The 26,090-nt window shown below is 41.5% G+C and carries 23 protein-coding genes and 1 tRNA gene; 8 read left to right on the forward strand and 16 right to left on the reverse strand.

Features of this window, described 5'->3' with window-relative positions; translation table 11 throughout:
• The first annotated feature begins 56 nt into the window (after nucleotides 1-56).
• The 3 genes from IT6_RS03355 to IT6_RS03365 all read left to right on the forward strand — a co-directional run bounded on the left by IT6_RS03355 (nucleotide 57) and on the right by IT6_RS03365 (nucleotide 2,555).
• Nucleotides 57-701: a L,D-transpeptidase gene (locus tag IT6_RS03355; RefSeq protein ID WP_134440010.1), complete on the forward strand. Its 645-nt coding sequence runs from the start codon at nucleotides 57-59 to the stop codon at nucleotides 699-701.
• 90 nt (nucleotides 702-791) lie between these two features.
• Nucleotides 792-2,096, forward strand: coding sequence for a molybdopterin-dependent oxidoreductase (locus tag IT6_RS03360; RefSeq protein WP_206827776.1), 1,305 nt, complete (start codon nucleotides 792-794; stop codon nucleotides 2,094-2,096).
• Between the two features lie 12 nt (nucleotides 2,097-2,108).
• The gene (locus IT6_RS03365; RefSeq protein ID WP_242524314.1) at nucleotides 2,109-2,555 is read left to right on the forward strand and encodes a cytochrome C; all 447 of its coding nucleotides are present in this window, start codon (nucleotides 2,109-2,111) and stop codon (nucleotides 2,553-2,555) included.
• A gap of 162 nt (nucleotides 2,556-2,717) precedes the next feature.
• On the opposite strand, the gene ahcY is transcribed toward IT6_RS03365, so the two are convergent.
• From ahcY to IT6_RS03430, 13 genes are all read right to left on the reverse strand, one after another.
• The gene (gene ahcY, locus IT6_RS03370) at nucleotides 2,718-4,022 is read right to left on the reverse strand and encodes an adenosylhomocysteinase (protein WP_242524315.1); all 1,305 of its coding nucleotides are present in this window, start codon (nucleotides 4,020-4,022) and stop codon (nucleotides 2,718-2,720) included.
• Between the two features lie 95 nt (nucleotides 4,023-4,117).
• Complete coding sequence (gene metK, locus IT6_RS03375) at nucleotides 4,118-5,305, reverse strand: methionine adenosyltransferase (RefSeq protein WP_206827780.1); 1,188 nt, start codon at nucleotides 5,303-5,305, stop codon at nucleotides 4,118-4,120.
• A gap of 66 nt (nucleotides 5,306-5,371) precedes the next feature.
• On the reverse strand, nucleotides 5,372-5,833 hold the full coding sequence (locus IT6_RS03380; protein ID WP_134440004.1) for an acetolactate synthase: 462 nt from the start codon (nucleotides 5,831-5,833) through the stop codon (nucleotides 5,372-5,374).
• Between the two features lie 57 nt (nucleotides 5,834-5,890).
• Entirely contained in the window at nucleotides 5,891-7,123 is a 1,233-nt protein-coding gene (locus tag IT6_RS03385; RefSeq protein WP_206827790.1) for an aminotransferase class I/II-fold pyridoxal phosphate-dependent enzyme, read from the reverse strand.
• Nucleotides 7,124-7,127: 4 nt separating this feature from the next.
• Nucleotides 7,128-7,637 (reverse strand): Lrp/AsnC family transcriptional regulator, encoded by a 510-nt coding sequence (locus tag IT6_RS03390; protein WP_134440000.1) that lies wholly within the window; start codon nucleotides 7,635-7,637, stop codon nucleotides 7,128-7,130.
• Nucleotides 7,638-7,651: 14 nt separating this feature from the next.
• On the reverse strand, nucleotides 7,652-8,620 hold the full coding sequence (locus tag IT6_RS03395) for a ribose-phosphate diphosphokinase (RefSeq protein ID WP_134439998.1): 969 nt from the start codon (nucleotides 8,618-8,620) through the stop codon (nucleotides 7,652-7,654).
• A 171-nt stretch (nucleotides 8,621-8,791) separates the two neighbouring features.
• Nucleotides 8,792-9,070: a hypothetical protein gene (locus IT6_RS03400; protein WP_206827792.1), complete on the reverse strand. Its 279-nt coding sequence runs from the start codon at nucleotides 9,068-9,070 to the stop codon at nucleotides 8,792-8,794.
• A gap of 60 nt (nucleotides 9,071-9,130) precedes the next feature.
• A complete protein-coding gene (efp, locus tag IT6_RS03405) occupies nucleotides 9,131-9,691 on the reverse strand; it encodes an elongation factor P (protein WP_134439994.1) in 561 nt (186 codons plus the stop codon).
• Nucleotides 9,692-9,702: 11 nt separating this feature from the next.
• Complete coding sequence (locus IT6_RS03410; protein ID WP_390881586.1) at nucleotides 9,703-10,674, reverse strand: KpsF/GutQ family sugar-phosphate isomerase; 972 nt, start codon at nucleotides 10,672-10,674, stop codon at nucleotides 9,703-9,705.
• Between the two features lie 201 nt (nucleotides 10,675-10,875).
• Nucleotides 10,876-13,647, reverse strand: a complete 2,772-nt coding sequence (gene mgtA, locus IT6_RS03415; protein WP_206827796.1) for a magnesium-translocating P-type ATPase — start codon at nucleotides 13,645-13,647, stop codon at nucleotides 10,876-10,878.
• A 124-nt stretch (nucleotides 13,648-13,771) separates the two neighbouring features.
• Nucleotides 13,772-14,152, reverse strand: coding sequence for a cupin domain-containing protein (locus IT6_RS03420; RefSeq protein WP_206827798.1), 381 nt, complete (start codon nucleotides 14,150-14,152; stop codon nucleotides 13,772-13,774).
• A gap of 91 nt (nucleotides 14,153-14,243) precedes the next feature.
• A tRNA-Leu gene (locus tag IT6_RS03425) sits at nucleotides 14,244-14,325 on the reverse strand.
• 69 nt (nucleotides 14,326-14,394) lie between these two features.
• Nucleotides 14,395-15,753: a hypothetical protein gene (locus IT6_RS03430; RefSeq protein WP_206827800.1), complete on the reverse strand. Its 1,359-nt coding sequence runs from the start codon at nucleotides 15,751-15,753 to the stop codon at nucleotides 14,395-14,397.
• Between the two features lie 315 nt (nucleotides 15,754-16,068).
• Here IT6_RS03430 and IT6_RS03435 point away from each other — a divergent pair, with 315 nt between their 5' ends.
• Nucleotides 16,069-18,528: a glycogen/starch/alpha-glucan phosphorylase gene (locus IT6_RS03435; RefSeq protein ID WP_206827802.1), complete on the forward strand. Its 2,460-nt coding sequence runs from the start codon at nucleotides 16,069-16,071 to the stop codon at nucleotides 18,526-18,528.
• Nucleotides 18,529-18,565: 37 nt separating this feature from the next.
• Here IT6_RS03435 and IT6_RS03440 read toward each other — a convergent pair whose 3' ends face one another.
• The 3 genes from IT6_RS03440 to moeB form a co-directional block, all read right to left on the reverse strand.
• Nucleotides 18,566-19,072 (reverse strand): hypothetical protein, encoded by a 507-nt coding sequence (locus tag IT6_RS03440; protein ID WP_134439979.1) that lies wholly within the window; start codon nucleotides 19,070-19,072, stop codon nucleotides 18,566-18,568.
• Nucleotides 19,069-19,374, reverse strand: coding sequence for an ATP-dependent Clp protease adapter ClpS (gene clpS, locus IT6_RS03445; protein WP_187146964.1), 306 nt, complete (start codon nucleotides 19,372-19,374; stop codon nucleotides 19,069-19,071). The genes IT6_RS03440 and clpS overlap by 4 nt, the downstream gene beginning before the upstream one ends.
• Before the next feature lie 290 nt (nucleotides 19,375-19,664).
• Nucleotides 19,665-20,852 carry a molybdopterin-synthase adenylyltransferase MoeB gene (moeB, locus tag IT6_RS03450; RefSeq protein WP_206827804.1) on the reverse strand — a complete coding sequence of 396 codons (1,188 nt, stop codon included), beginning with the start codon at nucleotides 20,850-20,852 and terminating at the stop codon, nucleotides 19,665-19,667.
• A gap of 175 nt (nucleotides 20,853-21,027) precedes the next feature.
• On the opposite strand from moeB, the gene IT6_RS03455 reads away from it, so the two are divergent.
• The 4 genes from IT6_RS03455 to IT6_RS03470 all read left to right on the forward strand — a co-directional run bounded on the left by IT6_RS03455 (nucleotide 21,028) and on the right by IT6_RS03470 (nucleotide 26,086).
• Nucleotides 21,028-22,158, forward strand: coding sequence for a ribonuclease D (locus tag IT6_RS03455; protein WP_206827806.1), 1,131 nt, complete (start codon nucleotides 21,028-21,030; stop codon nucleotides 22,156-22,158).
• Nucleotides 22,159-22,284: 126 nt separating this feature from the next.
• Nucleotides 22,285-23,034: a YebC/PmpR family DNA-binding transcriptional regulator gene (locus IT6_RS03460; protein WP_206827809.1), complete on the forward strand. Its 750-nt coding sequence runs from the start codon at nucleotides 22,285-22,287 to the stop codon at nucleotides 23,032-23,034.
• Nucleotides 23,035-23,051: 17 nt separating this feature from the next.
• Complete coding sequence (alaS, locus tag IT6_RS03465) at nucleotides 23,052-25,814, forward strand: alanine--tRNA ligase (protein ID WP_242524316.1); 2,763 nt, start codon at nucleotides 23,052-23,054, stop codon at nucleotides 25,812-25,814.
• A 59-nt stretch (nucleotides 25,815-25,873) separates the two neighbouring features.
• Nucleotides 25,874-26,086, forward strand: a complete 213-nt coding sequence (locus tag IT6_RS03470) for a DUF2905 domain-containing protein (protein ID WP_134439452.1) — start codon at nucleotides 25,874-25,876, stop codon at nucleotides 26,084-26,086.
• The last annotated feature ends 4 nt before the right edge of the window (nucleotides 26,087-26,090 follow it).

Below are 26,090 nucleotides of genomic sequence, written 5' to 3' on the forward strand. Positions count from 1 at the left end.
CAATTCATATTAATTTTTCTTTTCAAGAAAGCTCACTCCATGTAATTTCTCAACTTATGGGGAAAACATGGAGAAGCCTTTTAAAACTTTTTTTCTTTCTTTCCCTCTCTTTTGATCTCATAGCTCAATCCGCCCATAGTTCTATCGAAAGCCCAAAAACTTCGGTCCACCGAATTGTTAAAGTTTCCTTACAAAATCAAGCCGTTTATGTGTTGGAAGGCACTAAACCCATTTTTGTTGCTGCCTGTACAGTAGGCAAAGCCGGTCATCCTACACCTAAAGGGACCTTTCATGTGACTTCAAAATCTATGAAAAAACGCTCCAATAGCTACGGTTTCTGGGTCAGGGGTGAGGAAATCAGAATGACCGAAAGCCCCTCTTCTCCGCCTCCTGGAGGGAACTGGCGCTACGTGGGCTATCCCATGCCCTACTGGGTTGAGTTTTTTCCAGGTTATGGTTTCCATGAAGGATTCGTATGGTCTTCTCCTCGAACTCATGGTTGCATTCGGCTTCATGGGCAATCCGCTATTCAATTTTTTAACCTGGTTAACGTCGGAACGCCCATTTTTATTGCTGATTCTTTTCCTGAAGATCTGACCCTAGGAAAACATATCCTAAGACCAAGAGATGAACTGCTTCCCGATCCTCCCGGCCAATTCATGATTTCTGATAAAGCTTTTGAAAAACCCTGGGAATTCTAGGAAAAAATTTTTTAGTCCTTTCCTTAAACAATAAACAAAACCTTTTTATTTTTGGCTGTTTACTGTATATTACAGGATATTACTTATAAAATGAACAAGGATTTTTTAAGCTATTTTTCACATTTTCCCGTAATTTCGAGAAGAGAATGGTTAAAGCTTTTTGGTCTTTCGACGCTTTCCACCTTGTCTTTGCAGAAATCCTTTGGAGGAGAAGAAGCACGGAAGACCCATTTGGACATATCAAGTCCAAGTCCTTTTTGGACCAGCCAGAATCCTTTTGCCTATGAGCCTCAAAAGTTGCCCCTCATTCGACTCAATGACAGGCCGATTGTCCTTGAAACACCTAGGGAGTTTTTTGAATTTTCCTTTACTCCTAATGCCGCCTTTTATGTGAGATACCATCTTGATTGCATTCCAAACTCCATAGATCTGTCCAAGTGGAGACTTTTCCTCCAAGGCAATTTTTTAAACCCCGTTTCATTTAGTTTTGCTGACCTGCTTACTCGTTTTGAACCTGTCTCGATTGTCGCTGTTAACCAGTGTTCTGGAAACTCTAGAAGTCGATTTTATCCAAGAGTGCCCGGTGCTCAATGGGGAAATGGAGCCATGGGAAATGCCAAATGGACGGGAGTTCGTCTTATGGACGTCCTGAACAAGGCAAAGATGAAAGAAAACACAGTCCAAATCCAGTTTCAGGGGTTTGATTACGGTCGATCTCCAGAAGGAACTCCGGCCCATAGTTTCATCAAATCTCTAGATAGGGATGATCCCATACTCGAAGAAACGATTCTAGCCTACGCAATGAATGACGAGCCTTTACCCTTATTGAATGGATTTCCACTTAGATTAGTTGTTCCTGGAAAATTCGCGACTTACTGGATTAAACACCTTACATGGATCAGGGCTTTGGACTCCCTTGATACGAATTTCTGGATGAAAACAGCTTATCGCATTCCCAAGAACAGGCATAATTCGGTCTCCTTTGAAGACTACCAAAAGGGTGTTTCCTTTGAAACCATTCCTATTGGGGCAATACAGATGCCAGTCAGATCTTTTATCATTCAGCCAGCTGGAGACTCAAAACTGATTGAAAAAATGCCTGTCCAGGTCAAAGGGATAGCTTTTAGTGGTTATGGGGCAGTTGCGAAAGTCGAATTTTCTTCTGACGGAGGAAACCATTGGCAAGATACAACTCTTGGAAAAGATCTAGGGAAATATTCCTTTCGGAACTGGCACATTTTCTGGACACCCAAGAAGGCTGGCGAATATATCCTTGCTTCAAGGGCATGGGATGAAAAAGGGAATACTCAACCGCTAACACCTATTTGGAACCCTGGAGGATATTGTTGGAACACGGTAGAAACTCAAAGAATTTGGGTAGGTAAAAATTCATAAAAAGGCTTTCCAATGTCTATGCTTCGCAAAGCTTCTAACTTTTTTTTCTATTTTTTCTTCATTATCTTCGCTTCAATGAGTTTTGCTCAATCCTCTAGCGAATTTCCATCCAATGAACCTATGGAAATAGGAGAAGCGGGATTGTATACTCTGGATTCTACCGGTTTAATCTTCCCCTTCGTTGCTTACCCTCAAGATGCCAGCTCCGTTTACTCGGTGGGGGCTTATCCGCTTACCACTGAACCTCTCCCTATGGGAGAAAGACAGGAAATAGTACAGAGTTTCTGCTCCATGTGCCATAGCACCACGGTCATTAGTCTCCAGCCTAAATTTTCTGGTCAAGTATGGAGACATGAAGTTGAAAAAATGAAACTACTCGGTGCCCAAATTCCCGATGATATGATCACTCATATAATCGACTATCTCGAAAAAAACTGCTCAGTAAAAAGCAAAAACTAATCACTTTAAAATGGGCTATTTGCTCAAAGCCGAAAACAGGAAGGCCTAGAGTAGACAATCCATTTCCCAATACATCGATGAGTTTAGCCAACGATCACAGCCAAAACAGCGTTTGCTGTTTTGCTTTCATATAAAATGATAACTACTCCAGTTGGCTTTTTTTTAGTACCGATAATGATCGGGTTTGTAAGGACCGTCTACAGGAACACCCAGATAGTCAGCCTGCTCTTTTGTTAACTGGGTAAGCTTAACCCCCAGTTTTTTCAGATGAAGCCTGGCTACTTTTTCATCAAGGATCTTGGGCAGGGTGTAAACTTTACCTCTTTTATATCGGCCAGTTTGGCGATTTGTCCATAATTCAATTTGAGCCAAAACCTGGTTCGTAAAGCTCGCACTCATCACAAAACTAGGATGCCCACTGGCACAACCTAAGTTTACTAACCTTCCCTCAGCTAAAACATAAAGCTTTTTGCCATTCGGCCAAACAAACATGTCAAGCTGCGGTTTGATCTGAACCCGTGTAAGATTTCTATCCCCATAAAGGGAGCTGACTTCAATCTCTGAATCAAAATGACCGATGTTACACACAATCGCTCCCGACTTCATCCTATCCATATGTTCTCTTGTTATGACATTGATACAACCCGTTGCAGTCACAAATATGTCCGCTTTATCAACGATTTCTTCTAAAAGAGTGACTTCGTAACCATCCATCGAGGCTTGAAGTGCATTGATGGGATCAATTTCGGTAACAACTACCCTAGCTCCCATTCCTTTAGCCGATTGCACGCAGCCCTTACCCACATCTCCATAGCCACAAACAACCACGATCTTTCCTGCGATCATCACGTCAGTTGCTCTTTTAACACCGTCAAGAAAGGATTCCCTGCAACCATAGAGATTATCAAATTTGCTTTTCGTACAGGAATCATTGACATTCATACTGGGAGGTCCCAATGTCCCTTTGGCTTCCCTATGATACAACCGGTGTACTCCTGTAGTCGTTTCTTCTGAAATGCCTACAATGCCATCTAAAAGCTGCGGATATTTTTGATGAACAAGCTCTGTAAGATCTCCTCCATCATCTAATATCATGTTTAAAGGTTGTCCATCAGGCCACCTCAATGTTTGTTCTATGCACCACTCATATTCTTCTAAGGTTTCTCCTTTCCATGCAAAAACCGGAATTCCTCTTGCTGCAATGGCTGCTGCAGCATGATCTTGAGTGGAGAAAATATTACAGGAACTCCACCTGACTGATGCACCCAGCGCAACCAGAGTTTCGATCAAAACAGCCGTTTCAACAGTCATGTGCAAGCAGCCGGCAATTCTTGTGCCTTTTAAAGGATACAATCCCTTGTATTCTTCCCTAAGGGCCATTAAACCGGGCATTTCATCTTGAGCTATTTCTATTTCTTTACGCCCAAAGTCAGCCAGCTCCATATCTTTCACTTTAAAGTCAGCCATAACATACTCCTTAATCATTAAAGGCTATCCTTTTCATTTCTTTTTAAAACTTAAAAAAAAGGGGTTCTATCGCCTTGTCTATTTTTGCCTGATCATTAATCCAGACCCACGGCAACGAGCAGATCATCGACTCTATCGGTTTTTTCCCAGCTGAAGATATCGTATTGATCATTTCTCCCAAAGTGACCATAATTTGTCGTTTTACTATAAATAGGCCTTAGCAAGTCAAGATCCTCAATGATTTCAGCAGGTTTTAACCGAAATACCTCCCGAATCGCCTTTTCTATTTTTCGATCATCGACTAGAGCTGTCTCAAAGGTATCAACAGACACTGACACTGGATCAGCCCTACCAATAACATAAGCGATTTGAACTTCTACTTTTGAGGCAATCTTAGCGGCCACAATATTCTTAGCTATATACCTAGCCATGTATGCAGCGCTCCGATCGACCTTTGAGGGGTCTTTTCCGCTAAATGCTCCTCCTCCATGCCTACCCATACCTCCATAGGTATCGACGATGATTTTCCTTCCTGTAACTCCGGAGTCCGCATCAGGTCCTCCGACCACAAATCTGCCCGTGGGATTAATGTAGAAAACCGTTTTTTTATGGAGATACTCTTCTGGAATCGCTTTTTGAATCACTTCTTTTTTTATTGTTTCCTCTATTTCCTTCTTCGACACCTCTGCGGAATGCTGTGTCGAAACCACAATAGCCTCTATGCGCACCGGCCTGTGATCTTCATAATAAAGAGAAACTTGAGTTTTGCCATCTGGACGTAGCCAAGAACAGCCTTCTTTTTTTCTTAGTTCAGTCAACCTTCTAGATAACCTATGGGCAAAGGTGATCGGAGCGGGCATGAGTTCCGGAGTTTCTGTGCAAGCAAAACCGAACATGAGCCCCTGGTCTCCTGCTCCTTGATCATAATTAACATGAACCGAAGATGTTTTCTTTCCATCTACTCCTAATGCTATGTCTGGACTCTGCTTGGAAATCGCACAAACGATATGCAATTTCTCAGGGTAAAACAAGCATTGGGGATCATTGTAGCCTATCTGTTGCACGGTCTCTTTGACAATCTTCACATAGTCAAGATTCGCCTTGGTAGTGATCTCTCCAGCAAGGACGACAAGATTTTCCTTAACAAGCGTTTCACAGGCAACCCGACTGAACTTGTCCTGCTGAAGGCAGTTGTCTAAAACCGCATCGGATATGGTGTCACATACCTTATCTGGATGGCCTTCAGTCACCGATTCTGAAGCAAACACAAATGATTTAGACATAGGAGATAAAATTTATGAGTTATAAAAGCGTTTTTCTTAAAATAAGACAATCATATTTTGATTTAATCACCTACTGATATCTTTTTGGAAAAGTATCCGGTAATTATTCCTCAAAAGCACAGATTCAGCTAGCTCTTCATCTTCGACCCTTAAGGCCAGCACCGCTTTCCCATAGGGTCTGGTCAAAAAAGGATAGCTAAAATATATGTTGATTTCAGCCTGAAGCAGAATAGTCAGAACTTTTCTTAAATCTTCAGCTGTTTGAGGCAGCTCCAAGGCAATCAGGGAACATTCCGTAAATGAGATATTGTTTTCAGAAAGAATTCTCCTTGCCTTTTGTGGATCATCGACAACCAACCGAATGGTGGAAGCCTCCGAAGTATCCAGAATGGTAAAACCTATAATATGGATTTCATGACCTTCCAAAAGCCGAACCAGCTCCAAAAGCCTACCGGCTTTATTTTCCATAAAAACACTAAATTGATTAACTTTTTCGGGATGCCTGTCTTGAGTTGTTTGAATACCCACGATTCTCCTCTAAAAAAGTTTGTAGCTAATATAAAATCCTTTTTCTACTTCCATCTATTATTTATTAGCCTCTTTTTCAATTTTTTTTAGCCATTTTTCTATACGGCGCACAGCCATCTGCAGATCTTCAAAGCGAGCTGCAAAACTACACCGTACATATCCTTCTCCTCCCTGACCAAAAGCTGACCCAGGAACAATGGCCACCCCCCCTTCTTGAAGAAGCCGATAAGAAAAATCCCTAGAAGATAGGCCATAAGTACGAATAGAGGGAAAGTAGTAAAATGTTCCTCTAGGAAAACAGCCGGTTAAGCCCAAAGAGGAAAGGTTTTTCCAAAGAAAATTCCTCCTTAGCTTGTATTCTTCGACCATCTTCTCCATTTCTTTCCTCCCCTTAGACAAGGCTTCGATAGCCGCATATTGGGCAACCGAAGGAGCACAGAGGATAGAGTATTGATGAATTTTAACCATCGCCTCAATCCATTCTTTGGGACCGCAGCCATAACCTATCCGGTATCCCGTCATCGAGAAAGCCTTGGATAAGCCATGAAGAAAAAGGGTTCTCTCTTTCATCCCTTCAAAGGCTGCGATAGAAAAATGCTTACCTTCATAAGTCAACTCCGCATAGATCTCATCGGTAATAACAAAAAGATTATGTTTATGGACTATTTCGGCAAGGGCTTTAAGCTGCTGTTCACTTTCTGTTGCCCCCGTGGGGTTTGTTGGAAAATTAAGGATTATGGCTTTTGTCCGAGGGGTAATTTTTTTTTCAAGTTCTATGGGACTGAGTCGAAACTCATCTTTTTCATGTGTTTCAACAATGACAGGAATACCATGGGCAAGAACAACAAGAGGAACATAAGATACATAAGAAGGCTGGTGGATGATGACTTCGTCTTGCGGATCAATTAATGCTCTCAGAGCACAGTCAAGCGCTTCGGAAACTCCCACGGTGACAATGATCTCTTCGTGGGGATCATATTCGACACCGATCAGCTTAAGGACATATTGAGAAATCAGTTTTCTGAGCTCGATTAGCCCTAAATTTGAAGTGTATCCGGTCTCCCCTTTTTCTAAAGCATATATGGATGCCTCCCTGATCAACCATGGTGTTTCGAAATCCGGTTCTCCAATGCCCAAAGAAATAACGCCTTTTTGATTTTGGACGATTTCAAAGAAATCCCGGATTCCAGATTTTCCGATGAGAGAAAGCTGCTTGGCCAGCGCTCTTTTTGGGCTCAAACTAAAAGGTAATATTTTTGCAGAATGGTCAACAACCGATTGTTTTTTCATCAAGTTAAGGGCTAATGGGAAGGCGTGAATGCACAGGGGTTGAGAAAATAATCCCCTGTTCTTTATAAGTCTTTAGCATAAAATGGGTAGCTGTTGAAATAACCCCCGGCAGAGTGGCTAATTTTTCGGATACGAAAAGAGCAACTTCTTTTAAACTCTCTCCTTCAAGAAAAACAAGAAGATCATAAGCTCCACTCATCAAAAAGCAGGATGTCACTTCTTCAAAAGCCGCAATGCGACGAGAAAGCTTATCAAATCCTCCCCCTCTTTCTGGAGTAATTTTCACTTCAATGACCGCACGGACAGGTTTTCCTTGTATTTTTTCAGGATCAAAAATAGTTCTATAAGCTAATATATATTTTTCTTTTTCCAACTCCGCTAAAAGCCGGCTCACTTCATCAGTAGAAATACCCAATGCTGAAGCAATATCCGCAACATCTAGCCGGGCATTTCTTTCTAATAACCTAACTATGTCATTTAATAATTGAGCTTTAATATTCAATGGGCTATGCAACTATTTTTTCTTTTTTAAAGATTTATTTTCTTTCCGTCAACTTCAAACAGAGAGGTAACGGACATCCCCGTATGAATTCTTTTAATGGCTTCCCCTAAAAGGGGAGCAACATCCAAGACAGTCAGCCGAATCCCTTCAACCATGGGCACCGGAACACTATTAGTGGTTATCAATGCTTCAAGTTGAGAATCCCTTAACCGGTTAATGCCAATTTGATTAAGAACGGCATGGGAAATGCCAGCAAAAACACGCCTTGCCCCCTTTTTTTTCAAAATATTGGCAGCAGAAACAACCGTACCTGCCGTTTCGGTTAAATCATCGACGATCAAGACATCCTTTCCTTGTACATCGCCCACCACAAAATCCGCCTCCGTATGATAAGCATCTATTCTTTTTTTAACAACTAGCGCAAGACCCTTGCCCAGTAATTGGGAATAGGTTGAGGCCATTTTAATCCCTCCCACATCTGGAGATACAACTACTAGATCAAGCAGACTATTTGTTTCTAAATACTTGTAGAATACAGGGACGGCGGTGAGGTGATCCACCGGAATATCAAAAAACCCTTGTATTTGTTGAGCATGGAGATCCATGGCCAAGACTCTATTCGCCCCGGCAGCAACAAGCAGATTGGCTACCAGCTTAGCTGTTATAGATACTCGGGGTTGATCCTTTCGATCTTGGCGGGCATAGCCATAAAATGGAATGACAGCCGTAACTCTTGCCGCACTGGCCCTTTTAGCCGCATCAATCATGATTAGCAACTCCATCAGGTTGTGATTGGTGGGAGGACAAGTAGGCTGTACGATAAAAACATCTCTGCCCCGAATATTTTCGTTAAACTTGACAAAGGTCTCTCCATCTGGAAATGAAGAAATGGTCGCTTGTCCAAGAGGAATTCCCACATACTGAGCGATCTTTGTGGCTAAAGAGGGATTGGCTCTTCCAGAAAAAATCTTAAGCAATTGATAATCTTCATTCATTCCAAAGAACCCTCCCTAAAATTAATCATTTTCTTTTTCATTTTCATAACAATAAATTGCATGATCTCTTCATTTTTTGGATAGGATTAGGGATCAATTCTGACTTTTAAATTTTGGTTACCGATTGAAAAGAGCAAAAAAAACTCATATTGAGAAAAAAGGATTATAGCCTTATTCGACGAGCCTATCGTTGAGAGGGCTCCAGCCTATTTGACGAATAAAATGCCCTCTGCTTGAGGGCAAAATCTCTCTACTCAAGGACAAAGCAGGAGAAACAAAAAGAAAAGCTCTTTTCTTTAACCTAGTTTCTTTAAGCTTTATTAAAGCTTTCAATAAGACTTCTGATCCATGGGGACTGATCATATCGATCAATTCTTCTTTCTGAGCTTTGAGCAGGATCCCATTCCAAAAACCACCCTCATCCAAACCCTCCTTCTTGCCGTTGCCCATATGGTTAAATTCAGACTTCTTATAAAGAAGAGCTATCTCCCTTGAGAGCCTTATGATTCCCTATGCTCGACTCAAATATTTCCCATCGGTTGTACTCACTTTCACCAACTCCCCCTCTTTGATAAAAAGTGGAACCTGTATACAAAGTCCTGTTTCTAGGATCGCTGGTTTCATGACATTGGTTGCTGAGTCTCCTTTTACTCCTTCAGGGGCTTCAACAACTTTCAATACCACACTTTGGGGCAGTTCGATGGCGGCAAGGGAGTCGTCAGCAAAGAGAAGATCCACAGGCTGATTTTCTTTCAAAAAATCCTTGGCTTTACCGACCATTTCTTCCGAAACCGGAAACGTGTCATAGGTTTCAGGATCCATGAAAACAAAGTTGTTTCCTTCCCTATAGCTGTATTCGCAACGCTTTCGCACCAGGGAAAGCAACTCCACTTTGTCCTGTGAGCCAAATCTTTCAACAAAAGATTTCCCCGTTTTAAGATTTCTCAAAACCATCTGGACAAATGCCCTCAAGTTACCCGGTGTCCTATGCATCGTTTCCAGGACAAGACAAATGGCCCCATTATGCCTAATCGCTTGACCTTTTCCTACATCCGTCGCATTCACAAACATAACAATCTCCCTTATAATAATCGATGAATAGCTAAATCTTGGGAATCAATTAATCCGACTACCCGATACTGCTCATCCACAACAATCAAATCTTCTATTTTATTGTGTTCAAAAACATTGAGTACTTCAACTGCAAGTTTGTCAACCCTGACCGTGATAGGTTTTTTAGTCATCACTCGGCCTAAAGGTTCTTCTCCTATCCGGGGATTGATTTCGTAATTTCTTACAAAATCTCCATGAGTAAATATCCCTATAACCTTTCTCTCGGGATTGACAACCACAACAGCCCCAACTCTTTTTATGTTCCACAACTTCAAAGCCTCTTTGACCTTTGCCTCTTCCTCTAGAATAACCATTTGGGACATGGGCCTCATGATATCCCCGACTTTAAGCAATAAATTACGACCAAGTGTCCCACCGGGATGGAACCGAGCAAAATCCTCCTTCTTAAACCCTCTTTTTTCCAAAAGCACCATAGCTAAGGCATCCCCCAGGACAAGCATCGCCGTCGTGCTAGAGGTAGGAGCCAAGTTCAGGGGACAAGCTTCTCTGTCAATACGCACGCTCAGAACAATATCTGAATTTTTAGCCAGGGTTGAATGTTCATTACCTGTAATCGAAATCAAAGAGGTCGTCAATCTTTTCAAATGGGGAACCAGCCTAAGAATTTCGTCCGTCTCTCCGCTATAACTCAAAGCCACAATGGCATCACCCCTATTGACCATCCCTAGGTCTCCATGAAAAGCATTAACAGCATCAAGCACTACACTAGGAGCTCCTGTGCTTGTTAAAGTGGCCGCTATTTTCCTTCCTATATGACCTGACTTTCCCACTCCAGTCACTACAATTTTTCTGTCAGCCAGGATGGTCTTTTCTAAAACATCAATGGCTTTTTCAAAATCAGAGTTCAACTGCTTCTGAACGATGCGCAAAGCATCCATTTCCAGCTCAAAAACTCTTTTTGCTAAACCGATTATGTCCATTTGCATGGTTGTTTAATTCGAACAAAGGAAAAAAAAGATTAACAAGGAGAACAAAAGAAATTCAAGGTTATTTTCAGAAAATCAACCAAGATTATAAACCCAATTGCTTGGGTTTTTTTTGTTTCCTTCTTTTTCTAAAGCGATCTTATTTTTGCTGTCTAAGATCAAAGCCGATCAATTGAGATCTTCTGGCCTACCTCATTAGAGCCATTCTCCATTGAACTTCTTTATGTACCAACTTTTTACCGTTTGCACGACAATACAATAAGCAAGAAGGATTCCCCAAAGCCAGAAATAATAGTTTATAGGTAAAGGAACAAGTCCTGCAGCCTCTCCAAAATAACTTTTTGAAATCAAATGCCCAATGACGATAACGACCGCCGTAGCCAACACCAGTGGTCTTGTTGCTATACTCTGTATGAAGGGAATCTTCCTTGTTCTAATCATATGAACAATCAAGCTTTGGGAAAGCAAGGACTCCACGAACCAACCTGAGTGAAATAAAGCTTGTTTTTCTATAGAATTGGCACCAAAAACAAACCACATTACCCCGTAGGTGACATAGTCAAAAATGGAACTCAGAGGCCCAATAATCAGCATGAACCTTAAAATTCCCTCCGCTTCCCACCTTCTAGGCTTGGCAATGAACTCTTCGTCCATTCTATCCCAAGGAATAAGTGTCTGTGAAAGATCATAAATCAAATTTAAAATGAGTATTTGCAGGGGACTCATCGGTAAAAAGGGAAGCAATATCCCAGAGCCTAAGATACTCAAGACATTGCCGAAATTTGAACTCACCGCCATTTTTATATACTTGACCATGTTGCCGAACATTATCCTGCCTTCGATAACCGCCTGCTCGAGAACAATAAGGCTCTTTTCCAACAGAATGATATCGGCTGACTCCTTAGCTATGTCCACCGCCGTATCTACAGATATACCCACGTCCGCCTCCCTTAATGCTTGGGCATCATTTATCCCATCACCTAAGAAGCCAACAACATGTCCTCCTGTCCTTAAGGCTCGGATTACCCTGGCCTTTTGCAAAGGCGACATTTTAACAAAAATATTGGCTTTTTCAGAAGCGGTAATGAGTTCGTCATCCGTTAAACTTTCGACTTCATACCCTCGCATTACCCCTTTGACTTCCAATCCTATCCAATCACAGATTTTCCGGGTAACGATCTCGTTGTCTCCTGTAATAATTTTGACCTCCACACCAAAGTTTCTCAACGCTCGTAAAGCCTCTTCGGCATCATGCTTTGGAGGATCCAAAAAGGCGATGAAACCACAAAGGGTCATCTCTTTTTCATCGTTTACCGACACGGGCCTATTCATGTCCAGCGGCAATTCTCTATAGGCCACAGCTAATACCCTCAATCCATCGCTGTTCAGGTCATCACGCAGGGCCAGGGCCTTTTTTTTCATCTCTGGACTTAATTCGATGACTTTTCCTTTCTTAAGGAGCGTCTTACAAATAGCCATCATCTCTTCTACTGCCCCCTTGGTAATTAAAAGGTCTTTTCCTGTAGCAACTTCTCGCGCTACAACTGACATTCTACGCCTGGAAAAGTCGAATGGGATCTCGTCTACCTTGGAATAATGAAAAATGAAGTTTTTAGCTTCTTCTTTCTTATCGAGGACAGCTTGATCAAGCAGATTACGTAGCCCACTCTGATAGTAGCTATTAATGTAAGCGTACTTTAAAACCTCTTCGTTCTCTTCTCCTTCTGGATCCAGATATTTTTCAAGAATTATTTTATTATGAGTTAAGGTGCCTGTTTTATCTGTACAAAGGATCTCCATCGCCCCTATATTCTGAATGGCATTGAGCCGCTTAGTCACCACTTTATTTTTTGAAAGCAACAATGCGCCTCGAGCCAGACAACCACTGACAATCACCGGCAGCATGGTAGGAGTGAGTCCTACTCCTACAGCCAAAGAGAAAAGGAAAGCGTCCATCCAGTTCCCTTTAGTGAACCCGTTGATGAGAAAAATAACGGGGATCATGGTGCCTATAATCTGGAGAAGTAACCAGCTAATTCGGTTTACACCGAGATCGAAACTGGTTACCGTCCTATAACCGCGAAGGCTCTTATAAAAAGCACCAAAATAGGTATTTTCACCTGTTGAAAGCACCACGGCCGTAGCCGTTCCACTAATCACATTTGTCCCCAAGTAAGCTATGTTGGGCAGGGAAAACGGATCAGTTCTTTTCTGTTCTGTCAACGAAGAGGGATAAGCGCTATCATATTTTTCTACGGGCATAGACTCACCCGTAAGCACTCCCTGGCTTACGAATAGATCTCTTGTAAAGATTAACCGCACATCAGCTGGAATCATATCTCCAGCGGATAGCTGCAAAATGTCTCCAGGAACAATCTGGCTGATAGGGACTTCTCTAGCTTGGTTTACTTCAGGAACAAGGGGTTTTTCTGTGTCATCTCCTTTTTGTTCCCAAATTCTCTTCACCGTAGCGGTCGTTCTCACCATGGCTTTGAGCCTTTCAGCCGCTTTAGTCGACTGGAACTCCTGGACGAATCGCAAAAGTACGCTCACAACGACCATGATCATCATGACAATGACACTTTCCTTTTCACCCACAGACCATGCTACTAATGCAAGAAAAGTTAAAAGCAGGGCAAAAGGATTAAAATAGCTCTGCAGAAGCATAACGAACCAATGGGGAACTTCTTCCTGTTTGATCTCGTTATAGCCGTATTTCTCCAACCGCTCTTCGACTTCTGCTTCAGTCAAGCCTTCGGGACGAGTGCCCAATTGTTCGTAAAGATCGTTAAGGGAAATAACACTGGCTTCTTTAAGCTTTTTAAAAATGCTCTCTTCTCTTTCCTTTAAAAAAGCTTCTTTTTTTCTTTCCCCTAGTCGAACTTTTCCAAGAAATAGGCTAAAGAAAAGACTCCTCCATTTTTTTTCTTCAACGGGCTTCTTTTCTTTTGTTGCGTTTCTCATCATCGCCTATAGGTTGTATTTCTAAGATCCTTTGAAAACTTAAAGCCTGAACAATGTTGAAAATCTAATAAAAAAGAAAAGGCAGCAAAGCCATAGTCTGTTTCCTTTTGTTTTTCAAGCTAAAAAATCACAAATTTTCCTCATTTTCCCACTCCGCTTTCCAGGGTGGACTCACTATGCATAGGAAACTCAAGGGTTCTTCAGCTGGATTTTCCACCCATTGTAGGCAGCCTGCAGGCACATAGACTAGACTGTAAGTCCGAACAGGATAGCTCTTTTCGGCACCCGTTTTAAAGATACCTTCACCACTGAGAAAAAGATAAATTTCGGGTTGGTTCAGTCGATGAGCTTTGGTCGATTTTTTGGGATCAACCCTCCCATAAGCGATGGAAAAAGAAAGAGACAGGCCTTCTTTCTCAGGATGAAAAAGTTCGTTTAAAAAAGCACCATCTTTGGCCACAAAATAGGCCTCCTTGTTCAGCTCCTTTACAAAGAAACGATCATTCATCGATTGGAATAAAGGATAGCGGGTTTGCTTTGCGGGTTATATTAAACTCGATAACCAAACGAAAGAATCAAACCTTAATTAGAAATCGCTTTGCGCTCGAGAGGATTTGAACCTCCACGGGTTGCCCCACTAGAACCTGAATCTAGCGCGTCTGCCAATTCCGCCACGAGCGCTTTTTTAAATTTAGTAAAAACCGACTAATAAATCTAAAGATTTAAGATACAATTGCAATTATCCTAAAACTAACTGCGGTTTAACATCAAAGGAGAACCTTGACTTCCTGGATATTGCCCCTGTCTTTCTTGAATTTTTTCTTTTAGCTCCTCTTCATACTCCTTGACCAACTTATCCCTGTAAGCTTCAACCTTTTCATTAACTTCCCTTATTTTTTCTCGTCGCTCGGCAAGTCTTCTTCTATAAATGCCTTTTCTGCGTTCATGGCTGTACAGATATCCTCCTAAACCTCCCCCGAGTAGTCCTAACCCTGCACCAATACCCGCACCCAATCCACCTCCTGCAAGTCCACCAATGAGCGCACCGCCTAACAGCCCGATACCAGCCCCTTCAAGAGTGGTGGTCGGAGTTCCAGATCCTGAGGCAAAAGGTTTACCCATCCTGGGAACTCCGGGTATATCCTTTACCAGCTGGTTTCTATACTCGATAACCTGATCACGGATCTGGTTAATACGTGAAAAAAAATTCTGCCAACTCTGGTCTTGTTCGCGCATGAGTTCATTAAGAACTGGATCAGATTTTATAGAAAAGACCTCTTCGGTCGGGGCTAAAAGTGACCTTCGAATATTCAGGCTATCGGCATCTTCAAAGGGCGTAGGCCCCACTTCTAATATCCTCCAATAGCCTCCTTGAACAGCAGCTTTTTTTACAGTCCAACTAAACTCGTAATTTTCCTGGGCCTTACATAGGATTTTCTTTTCTCCAAAAAAGTAAATAAAGCCCGGAGGAAGATCCCGTGTAAAAAGAACGAGCTGTACAAGTTTCTTTTGAATCTTATCCTCATTTGAGCTGGGTAGCATGGCTTTACCCCTCGGCACAATCCACTCCGTATAGGTAGGAAGAACCTTTACATTGTAAGTCACTTGAATGAAATCTTTTGTTTTTTCGAACTGGACAGGCTCTATTTTAAGTACCGTTATGCCTTGAGGCAAATGTCTCAACAACGCCGCTTTGACAGCTTTAATATTGGGCAGATCATGATAAAGCTGCCAGAAATTTGGCCGATTGAACTCCTTAAGGGGTTCAAAAGGAACGACGCTATTTTGCATGTATCTACTTATTTGTTCGTTCCAAAAAAGATATTTTGAATAAGCAATTTCTGAAGAATTGATTTCATCGTTGGCCGTAGAGCCGGGTAAAGGCTTTGTAAAAAAATAAATTAAAAAAGCCAAAGTGACGACTCCAAGCAAAATTCCAACAGAGAAAAATAAGGTTTGTCTTCTTGGTCTTTTACCAGTAGGGATTCGAGTAGCCGTTTTCAGGGAATCAAACAAGAAAGGTCCCCGACTGCTCCCGTTTTTCGCTTCCTTTGGGATAGGAGGAGGTTCAGGTTTTCTTTCAAAAAGGTGTTGGTTTATGTTGCCCATAGTGATAGTTTATGAGTTTATCATTTTTAGTAAAATATCTTACAAAGAAAGAAAAAAGTAAGAAATATAAATAAAAAAATATAAAAAACCATTATTTTAATTAATAGAATATCATTTGCAATGAATGACTTTCCTTCCCCGTTATCTGGTCCATGAACAAAAATGATGCGGCTCTAAGATTAGGTTTTTAATCCATGGGAAATGAGGGACAAGAATAATTGATGAAAAAAAATTGCATTTAATATTTCATTAATTAATTTTATGAGATAGTAATACGGGTTTGGGAATAGACCTACTCTGTTTAAATAATTTAATATGACTTCTCGTAATGGATTTTGGCGTTTTGCCACCGACACCTCCCCAGAAGGGATCCGGGAATCTATACTTTCTCATCTGAGGCTAAGCTTGGCCCGTTCACCTGATACCGCTACGACTTTCGATTGGTGGATATCCACGGCAATGATGTGTCAAGATCATATTGTTGATCGGTTCCTAGCTACCTATAGGGCGCAAAAAGCTGAAAAGGTTAAAAGGCTTTATTTTTTCTCCCTGGAATATTTTCTAGGCAGGCTTCTCCATCAAAACCTCATTAGCTTGGGAATTCTTGAACAAACAAAAAAAGCTCTTATTGGGCTTGGGCTAGATATAGATCAAATTTTTGAAGAAGAGCCTCAAATAGGTCTTGGCAATGGAGGTTTAGGAAGACTAGCGGCCTGTTTTCTTGATAGCCTATCTACACTCAGGTATCCTGCTTTTGGCTATGGTCTTCATTACGAATTTGGCCTTTTTCATCAGGATATAATTAATGGCTACCAGGTAGAAAGACCTGATGATTGGACCAGATTTGGAGTCCCTTGGGAGATTATCCGTCCTCGGTATTCTCAAGTGATCCGACTATATGGAAACATTGACTGGAATAAACAAAAACCCGTTTGGGTAGGTGGGAAAGAAATTCTTGGAGTTCCTTACGATTACTTAATACCCGGCTACAATAGCCCCGTGGTTAACGTGTTACGTCTATGGAGATCCAAATCCACGGTAGAGTTCGATCTTGAAGCCTTTAACCGGGGAGGATATTTTGAAGCGGTTGCCGAAAAAAATTTTTCTGAGTCGATCTCCAAGGTCCTTTATCCTAATGATAAAACAGAAATCGGCAGAGAACTGCGTTTAATTCAACAATATTTTTTCGTCTCCTGTTCTCTCCACGACATCATTCGGAGATTTCTCAAGGAACATAGTAATCTAGACGATTTTCCCTCAAAAGTAGTCATCCATCTCAATGATACCCATCCGGCCATCGCCATTGCTGAACTAATGCGGATTTTCCTCGATGAACATAATCTTTCCTGGTCAAAATCTTGGGAGCTTGTCTCTCAATGTTTTGCTTACACAAACCATACCCTTATGCCTGAAGCCCTTGAAAAATGGTCTGTTCCCCTCTTTGAAAGAGTCTTGCCTAGGCATCTTCAAATCATCTATGAAATAAACAAGCAGCTTTTGGATAACATCCCTTTAAATATACAAGAAAGAGATAAGCTTATCCGACAGGTCTCGCTTATTGAAGAGACCCAACCCAAACTCGTGCGGATGGCTAACCTAGCCATTTGTGGCAGCTATTCCATCAATGGTGTTTCAGCCCTTCATAGCGAGCTGCTTAAAAAGGAACTTTTTCATCCCTTTTATATCTTGTACCCCAAGAAATTTCACAATGTAACCAATGGGATTACTCCTAGACTTTGGCTCCTTGCCTCCAACCCAAGACTGTCTAACCTCATCACAGAAGTGATTGGCGATGGCTGGCCATCTGATCTTGAGCAATTAGATGCCCTGAAACCCTATGCCCAAGACCCTGCTTTCAAGGAAAAGTATAACCTTGTCAAACAATCCAACAAGGCTGAGCTTTCAAGCTTACTCAAGAAAAAGTACAATTTTGTATTAGATCCCGAGGCCATATTCGATGTCCAGATTAAAAGAATCCATGAATACAAAAGACAGCATCTTAATCTCTTACATATACTTTCACTTTACCGCAGGCTTTTAGATAATCCCAACCTCGATATTCATCCCCGGGTTTTTCTCATCGCCGGGAAAGCTGCCCCCGGATATGATCTTGCAAAATGTATCATCAAGGCCATTAACGCGGTCGGTTATAAAATTAATAATGACCCTCGGGTAAATAAAAAACTGCGAGTTTATTTTGTCCCCAACTATGGAGTCTGGTCAGCAAGCAAAATTATTCCTGCAGCAGATGTTTCTGAGCAGATATCCACGGCGGGCAAAGAAGCTTCCGGCACAGGTAACATGAAACTTGCCCTCAATGGTGCACTGACCGTGGGCACCATGGATGGGGCTAATATAGAAATTTTAGAAGCGGTCGGAGAACGCAATATTTTTATTTTCGGCCTCAGAGCCGAAGAAATCAGGAAATTGTCAACATCCGGTTATTCTTCAAGAAAAATCTACGAATCGGATCCCGAGATAAAATACCTTTTGGATTGGTTGAAAAGTGGTGAATTTAGCCAAAACGAACCTCCATCTGTTCTCTATCCGGTAGTTCACAGCCTTATTGATGGAGGAGATCCCTTTTTTGTTCTAGCCGATTTTCATGCCTACAAGCAAACTCAGCTTGAAGTTGATCAGCAATATAAGGACAGGCAAATGTGGATTTCAAAGGCTATCCTTAATACCGCTTCTCTTGGATGGTTTTCAAGCGATCGATCTATCCAACAATATGCTACCAACATTTGGGATCTCTCTCCTTGTTTGCCTAAATAACACAGTTTATTGAGAGGTCATTCAAACAGGATTGGATTTATCCCATGAGATAAGAAATACAGTTTTCCTGGAGATAAGCTAAAAAATGAATTTCCCAAATAGCTTGTTGTAGGGTTTTCGATTTTATAAGGAAAGGATCCCAATCCATTTGCTCTTCAGTTATTCCATGAATAAGTGCAAGAGTGATACGGCGGTCGTTCAACAAACACAAAAAATGATCAATATCCCTTTTGGCTATGCGAAGGTAACCTTTGGTTGGGTTTAACAAAGAGCTATCCTTTGAAAGCCAATTTTCAAGCAACTTGAGCCTTTCTGAACGTAACTCAAGTCTTTCAGCAGCCAAATCTTCGAGAAGTTCCTCAACCTCTTCTGGGTCAGTACTTCGACTTAACTGCCCAATCCAAAACTTCTTTAAAGGATCGGGAAGTTCTGTAATCTCCTGCTTGTAATGTTTTTTAAGCTCAAAAAGAGAAGTCAAAAGGAGTTCTCTTTCTGTCGGTTCAAACTGGATAATCAACTCATCCTTATCCTCCCGAATTTTCACGTTTTCTCCATCGTCGCTTGCAAACCAAAACCTTGAAGCTGGTGTACCAGGAGTTCTGCCTTTTCTTTTGTTTCTTTTGCTACCATGCTCTTGCCCTTATTATGGACTTCTAACATGTGACGGGTAGCATCCTGTTTGCTCATTTTAAGAACCCTCTGAAAAACATACACCACGTAACTCATTAAATTTATCGGGTCATTCCAGACAATTACACCCCAAAGCTGGTCAAAAGCTTCTTTAACCTTATCTTCGACCGACTCTTCTTTAACCACTTCAGGACTTGTAAGTTGCGCAACCGCCATCAACCACCTCCCTTCAGTCATTGATTGGAATGGTCATAAAAAAATAATATTTATAAAAAAAACATATCAAAATTCATTATCTAAAAATTATACGGTTTAGCTCCAATTTTTCTTTAAGAAAAATTTGACTCTCACAATTATACTTAGCCGAAGCAAGCCGATCAACAATCCTGAAAATAAAAATAAAAAAGACTATCTTTTAAATTATAAAACTGGAGTTCCTATCCCAAAACAGGAATTGGGATTAGCCTTTATGAGTATGAACTGAATAAAGTTTTTGGGCCTTACCCTTAGTATCGAGGAATAGAGGGATCGATTAACTGACTCCAGGCATCAATACCCCCATGAACGTTCCAAATGTTTTTGAAGCCAGCATTAAATAAAATGTGACAGGCTTTTAAACTTCTTCCCCCCATCTTACAATGAATCACGATCTTTTTAGTGCTATCCAGTTCGTGAAGCCTAGCTTGTAATTGACTGAGGGGAATGAGCTTGGATTGTGGAATGCGGGCTATTTGATATTCATGTTCTTCCCGAACATCGATCAGTAGAAAATCTTCTCCTCTGTCGAGAGCCCGTTTTAGCTCTTCGACCGTCATCGAAGGCACTCCATTGTTATAATCAACAGGTTGTTGCCGATTTAATCCACAAAAGGCTTCGTAGTCAATAAGCTTTGTAATTGTTGGGTTTTTCCCGCACAACGGACAATCTGGGTCTTTCCTCAGTATATATTCCCTGAAACGCATCTGCAAAGCATCGAAATGAAGCAACCTGCCAATCAAAGGTTTGCCAATACCCAAAATTAATTTAACCGTTTCAATGGCCTGCAAGACGCCGATGACTCCAGGAAGAACTCCCAAGACTCCTCCCTCAGCACAACTGGGAACCATTCCAGGTTCAGGAGGTTCAGGATAAAGACAACGATAGCATGGCCCCTTTTCAGCCCAGAAAACCGTCGACTGCCCTTCAAATCGAAAAATGGATCCATATACATTGGGTTTGCCCAGGAGCACACAAGCGTCATTCACCAGGTAACGAGTTGGAAAATTATCGGTTCCGTCAACTACGCAATCATAATCTTTGATGATTTCCAAGGCGTTTTCAGATTTTAATGCCATCTCGTAAGGAATGATGTGCACGTTGGGATTGATCTCTGAAATGGTATCGATGGCCGACTCTATTTTGGGTTTACCCACACTGCTTGTTTTGTGAACAATCTGCCTATGAAGATTGGAATGATCCACAACGTCGAAATCGACTATACCTATCGTTCCCACACCCGCAGCAGCGAGATAAAGAAGCAGGGGAGATCCTAATCCTCCCGTCCCTACCGCTAATACTTTGGCCGCTTTTAGCTTTTTTTGCCCCTCTAGGGTCACTTCGGGCATAATCAGATGCCGACCATAACGCTTGATTTCTTCAAGAGAGAATTCCACTTCTGAAAATGTTTTTTCTATTCTCGGTAGAAAGCTTTTCATTTTTAGATCACTTTTCCCTGGATAAAATTGGAATCACTGTTAATCTCAATCCCACAGGCTCACTATGCCTTGATGAGTGAAGTAATTCTATAGATTTTTTTCGCAAAGAAAAGAATTTTCTTTTATAGTGAATCCTTATCCTCATAGGTTATTAGAAATCAATGAATGATAAATAATGGAACAAAAAAAAGAAATTCAACTCCCCTTCTTTTCATTAAATCAGCCGATAAAATGGATCGATAACAAAAACATCCTTCAAGAATTTTTATCTTTAATTGACCCTTCAAAACCTATTGCCATCGATATTGAAGGAGACAGCCTCTATCACTATCCTGAAAAACTATGCGTGGTTTCCCTCTGTCAAGGACGAAATTTAGCGGTTATCGACTGCCTCCAAGGCAACTTAGCTCTGCTTTGGGATGTTCTTGCAGCAACCGAATGGATCTGTCATGGAATGGATTATGATCTAAAAATGCTCAGAAAGTCGGGTTGCCCTCAACCCAGAGCAATTTTCGATACCCATATCGCGGCTAAACTTTGTGGTTTTGAGTCTGTCGGATATGCTCATCTTGTCTCGTTATTTTTCCAAACAAAACTCTCTAAGGAACATCAAAAAGCCGATTGGTCTCGTAGGCCACTATCTCCATCTTTAATCAGCTACACAGCCAAAGATGTCCTTTATCTTGAAAAACTTAAAGAAATTTTATCCAGGCTTCTCCAAAGCCTTGGAAGGAGAGAGTGGATGGAACAGAGCTGCAAAAGAATCCAGAGAAAAATCGAAAATTCTTTTCTCAGCTCTACTCAGCAACTGGAAAGAATGGAAGGCATTCACAAACTGGATTCCTTGGGTCAATCGATTTTATTTGAATTGCAACAGTGGCGACAGAAACTCGCTCTTCTAAGGGATATTCCTCCTTTTAAAATCATTCCTACCGAAGAGCTCATTCAAATGAGTTTCATCTTGGCTCATGGTGGATCGATTTTAAAGATTCCTGCTGTTAAAAGCCTGGAAAAAGAGATGCTTGGTGATTTGTTACAAGCGATAGAAAAGGGAAAACAAAATGAAGCCCAAAAAGAACCTTTCGTTGGAAAAAAATTATTTTTCTTAGATAGGGAAGCAGCCAAAAGATTTGAACTGTTGAAAAATAAACGCAACAAAATAGCCTCTTTTCTTGGCATAGATCCTTCATTGATCGCTTCTAGGACCATTTTAACCGAAATGGCGATTAACCCTAAATCGGCGCGCCAGAAGTTAATTGAAGACAACAAGCTTTGTCCATGGCAAGCAGATTTACTGGGGATATGATAAGATAAATTGAGCTCTTTTTTATATTATTTATTTTTAAATAGATTGTTATTATGTAATAAGAGGCTTTTTTCGGGTAAAAAAACAGCTTTAAGAAGTTTTATTAGTAGGACAAAAATTTGAGTTATGGCTGGACATAGTCATTGGGCAAAGGTCAAACACCAGAAAGGCTTGACCGATATTCGAAAAGGAAAACTCTTTAGCAAACTTTCCAGGGAGATCTCCATTGCTGCACGGCTTGGAGGAGGAGATCCCACTTTCAATTCAAGGCTTAGGAGGGCCATTGCTACTGCACGAGACGAAGGGGTGCCTCAAGAAAACATAATGCGAGCCATACAGAAAGGAACGGGAGAAATTGCTGGTAGTCATTATGAAGAAGTGCTTTATGAAGGCTATGGCCCAGGTGGGGTAGCTGTCTTGATTGAAGCGGCTACAGATAATCGAAATAGAACGACAGCAGAGATCCGAAACCTCTTTTCAAAACATGGAGGAAATCTTGGAGCCGCAGGAAGTGTGAGTTGGATATTCCAGAAAAGAGGTAAAATTGTTGTTGATGCCGAGAAGAACGACTTCGATAAGGTTTTTGAAGTCGCTCTCGAAGCTGGAGCTGAAGAAGTTGAACAAAAGGGGACTGAAATAGAAGTGATCGTTTTGCCCGAAAAACTCGATGAACTCCAAAAACAATTCGACTCGGCTGGAATTGTAATCAAATCTAGCCAAATGATCTATATTCCCAAAAATTCGATTTCCCTTTCAGACAAAGAAACGCTTAAATCCCTATTTCGTCTTCTTGATATTCTTGAAGACCAGGATGACGTTCAAAATGTCTATGCCAATTTCGATGCTCCTCAAGAAATTTTAGAACAATGTGAGTAACCCTTTCTTGCAATTTGATGAAATCGAGTGAGATTCGAAAAAGCTTCCTTGAGTTTTTCAAAGAAAGAGGTCATACAATCCTCCTTTCGGCTAGCCTTGTCCCCCAATCTCCTAATCTTCTTTTTACCAATGCGGGGATGAACCCTTTTGTTCCCTTTTTTTTGGGCAAACAAAAATGCCCCTATGTACCCCCTCGTATAGCTGATAGTCAAAAATGCCTCAGAGCGGGAGGAAAACACAACGATCTGGAAGAAGTCGGCTACGATGGCTATCACCACACCTTTTTCGAAATGCTGGGTAACTGGTCTTTCAATGATTATTTTAAAGAAGAGGCGATCTACTGGTCATGGGAACTGTTGACCGAACGATGGGGATTTCCCAAGGAACGGATATACGCCACGGTTTACAAGCCTGCCCCTGGTGAACCTGCGGAATTTGACGAAGAATCGTATAGAATCTGGTTTCAGCTTTTTCAGGAAGCCAGGTTAAATCCCCTCGAGCATATCCATTTTGGAACTAAAAAAGACAATTTTTGGATGATGGGCGAAACTGGACCCTGCGGTCCATGCTCTGAAATTCATGTAGATCTTACTGTAGAGGGTAATTCTGAAGGGAAATTGATCAACAAAAACAGCCCACTATGCATCGAGATTTGGAATCTTGTTTTCATTCAGTTCAACGCTAATGAAGATGGATCTTTGTCACTACTCCCTTCAAGGCATGTTGACACGGGTATGGGGCTTGAAAGAGTATGTGCCATAATTCAGGGAACTTCCTCTTTCCAGCAATTTCATACCCCTATCTCCGATTACGACACAGATCTTTTCATTCCCCTTATTCAGAAACTCCAAGATATATCTAAAACCACTTATACGGGGACATTTCCCTCTTCATCAAAAGAGATTTCCAACTCCCAGCTTCAAAAAGACATCGCCTTTAGAGTAATCGTCGATCATCTACGGGCTATTACTTTTGCCATCGCTGATGGTATTTTGCCAAGCAATCTAGGCAGAGGTCATGTTTTACGAAGGCTTCTAAGAAGGGCTACCCGATTCGGCCAAGTCCTTGGAGTCAATCCTCCTTTCATTTTTGAGATGGTTGATCCCCTGGTCAAGATCATGGGTCACCACTATCCGGAGCTCATCGATAAACAAAACCTGGTTGAGGAAGTGATCAGTGCGGAAGAGGAGCTGTTTGCCCGAACGCTTGCTCATGGATTGGCCCTTTTTGAAGAAATAAAACAGAAAATGATCGCTGAAAAGAGAAAGGAAGTCCTGGGCAAGGAGGCTTTTGTGCTTTATGACACTTATGGATTTCCAGTTGATTTAACGCAACTTTTGGCCAAGGAACAAGGATTTAGCGTTGATACAAAGGGCTTTGAAAAGCTTATGGAAGAACAGAGGCAAAGATCTATTGTTGCCCATGAAGAAGACATCGTCAGTTTGACACGAACATCTGAATTTGTGGGTTACGAAGAGCTTGAAGCTGAAGCTGAAGTGGTTGTTTTGCTTTCTGCTAATCGGGCAATATTTGACCGTACTCCATTCTACGCGGAGATGGGAGGCCAAGTGGGAGATAAGGGTTATGTTGTTTTTGACCAGAAAAAAATAGAAGTTGTTGACACGATTAAATCGGCAAGTGGAGCTCACATTCATAGGCTTGCTTTTACTGATGACCTCAAGCCCGGCAGCCGAGTTTACCTCCAAGTCGACAAGGAAAGAAGGCACTCTATTGCCGCCCATCATACCGCCACCCATCTTCTCCATTGGGCATTGCGCAAGGTCCTGGGCCCGGAAACGGTACAAAGGGGAAGCTATGTGGGCCCAGACAGACTAAGATTTGACTTCACGCATTCCGGGCCCCTTACTCCTGAAGAGCTTGAAAAGATTGAAAAGCTGGTTAACGAAAAAATCGAACTCAACGACCCTGTAACAACAGAAGAAGAAAACTACGAGGTTGTAAAAAACAACCCTGAAATCCTGCAGCTCTTTGGTGAGAAATATGGTCAAAGGGTAAGAGTTGTCTCTGTGGGCAATTATTCCAAAGAGCTATGTGGCGGAACGCATGCCCAGAGTACCGGCGAAATAGGCTACTTTAAGATCCTCAATGAATGCGGAGTTTCAGCTGGCGTAAGAAGAATTGAAGCAGCCTGTGGTAAAGCCCTGTTAAATTTTCTTCAGGCGCAAGCTATAGAGCAGGATAAAAGGTGGCAAATTCTCCACAGTAAAGATCCAACTCTTCGCAAGCTTCCAAAGTTTGTCGAGTCCTTGGATTTCGATACTCTCATCGAGATCTTCAACAGGAGAAATGAAGAACTGAACCTGATTGAAAAAGAGATCAAAGAAAGGCAAAAAGCGAAAGCCAAAAAGCAAGAAGAAGAGCTTCGCCGGGAAGCCAGGCAACAGGTTACCGAAGTTCTATCCAGGGTCGAGAAAATAGGTAGCCTTCCGGTTTTATTCTTGGATTGTGGTTCCAAGCCCCAATCCTATCTTTCCCTCTTGTGGAATGAATTATCCAAAAGAGTCGAAGTCGTAGCCATCCTTGCTTGCAGCCAAGAAGAGAAAATCCATCTTTTTATTGGTGTTGGACCTTCTTTAACAGAAAAGATCCAAGCTCACCTACTTCTGTCCAAAACGATCGGTCCTTTGGAAGGAAAAGGAGGGGGATCGAAAACCCTTGCTCAAGGTGGACTTAAAAACACAATAGGGATAAGAGTTGTTTTTGAAAAAGCTCAAAAAGCGATTCGTGAATGTTTGGGAGAACCCATTGGCTCTATCTAAGGTCAAACTGTTTTTAGAGTGTTGATTAACTCGGTATTCTATTCTATTTTTTAGTAGCTATGCAGGAATTAGGGAAAATTCTTGTTTTTCTAGGAGTTTTTCTTGTCATTGTGGGACTACTCATCGGATTTGGATTTGGCAAAGGCTGGATAGGAAAATTGCCTGGTGACATTAAAATTGAAAAAGGGAATTTCACTTTCTATTTTCCTCTCACTACCTCCATTTTAATCAGTATTGTGTTAAGCCTTGTTTTCTGGTTAATCAGGAAGTGAGCTA

Origin of the sequence: Methylacidiphilum caldifontis (assembly GCF_017310505.1) — a bacterium.
Classification (GTDB): Bacteria; Verrucomicrobiota; Verrucomicrobiia; order Methylacidiphilales; family Methylacidiphilaceae; genus Methylacidiphilum; species Methylacidiphilum caldifontis.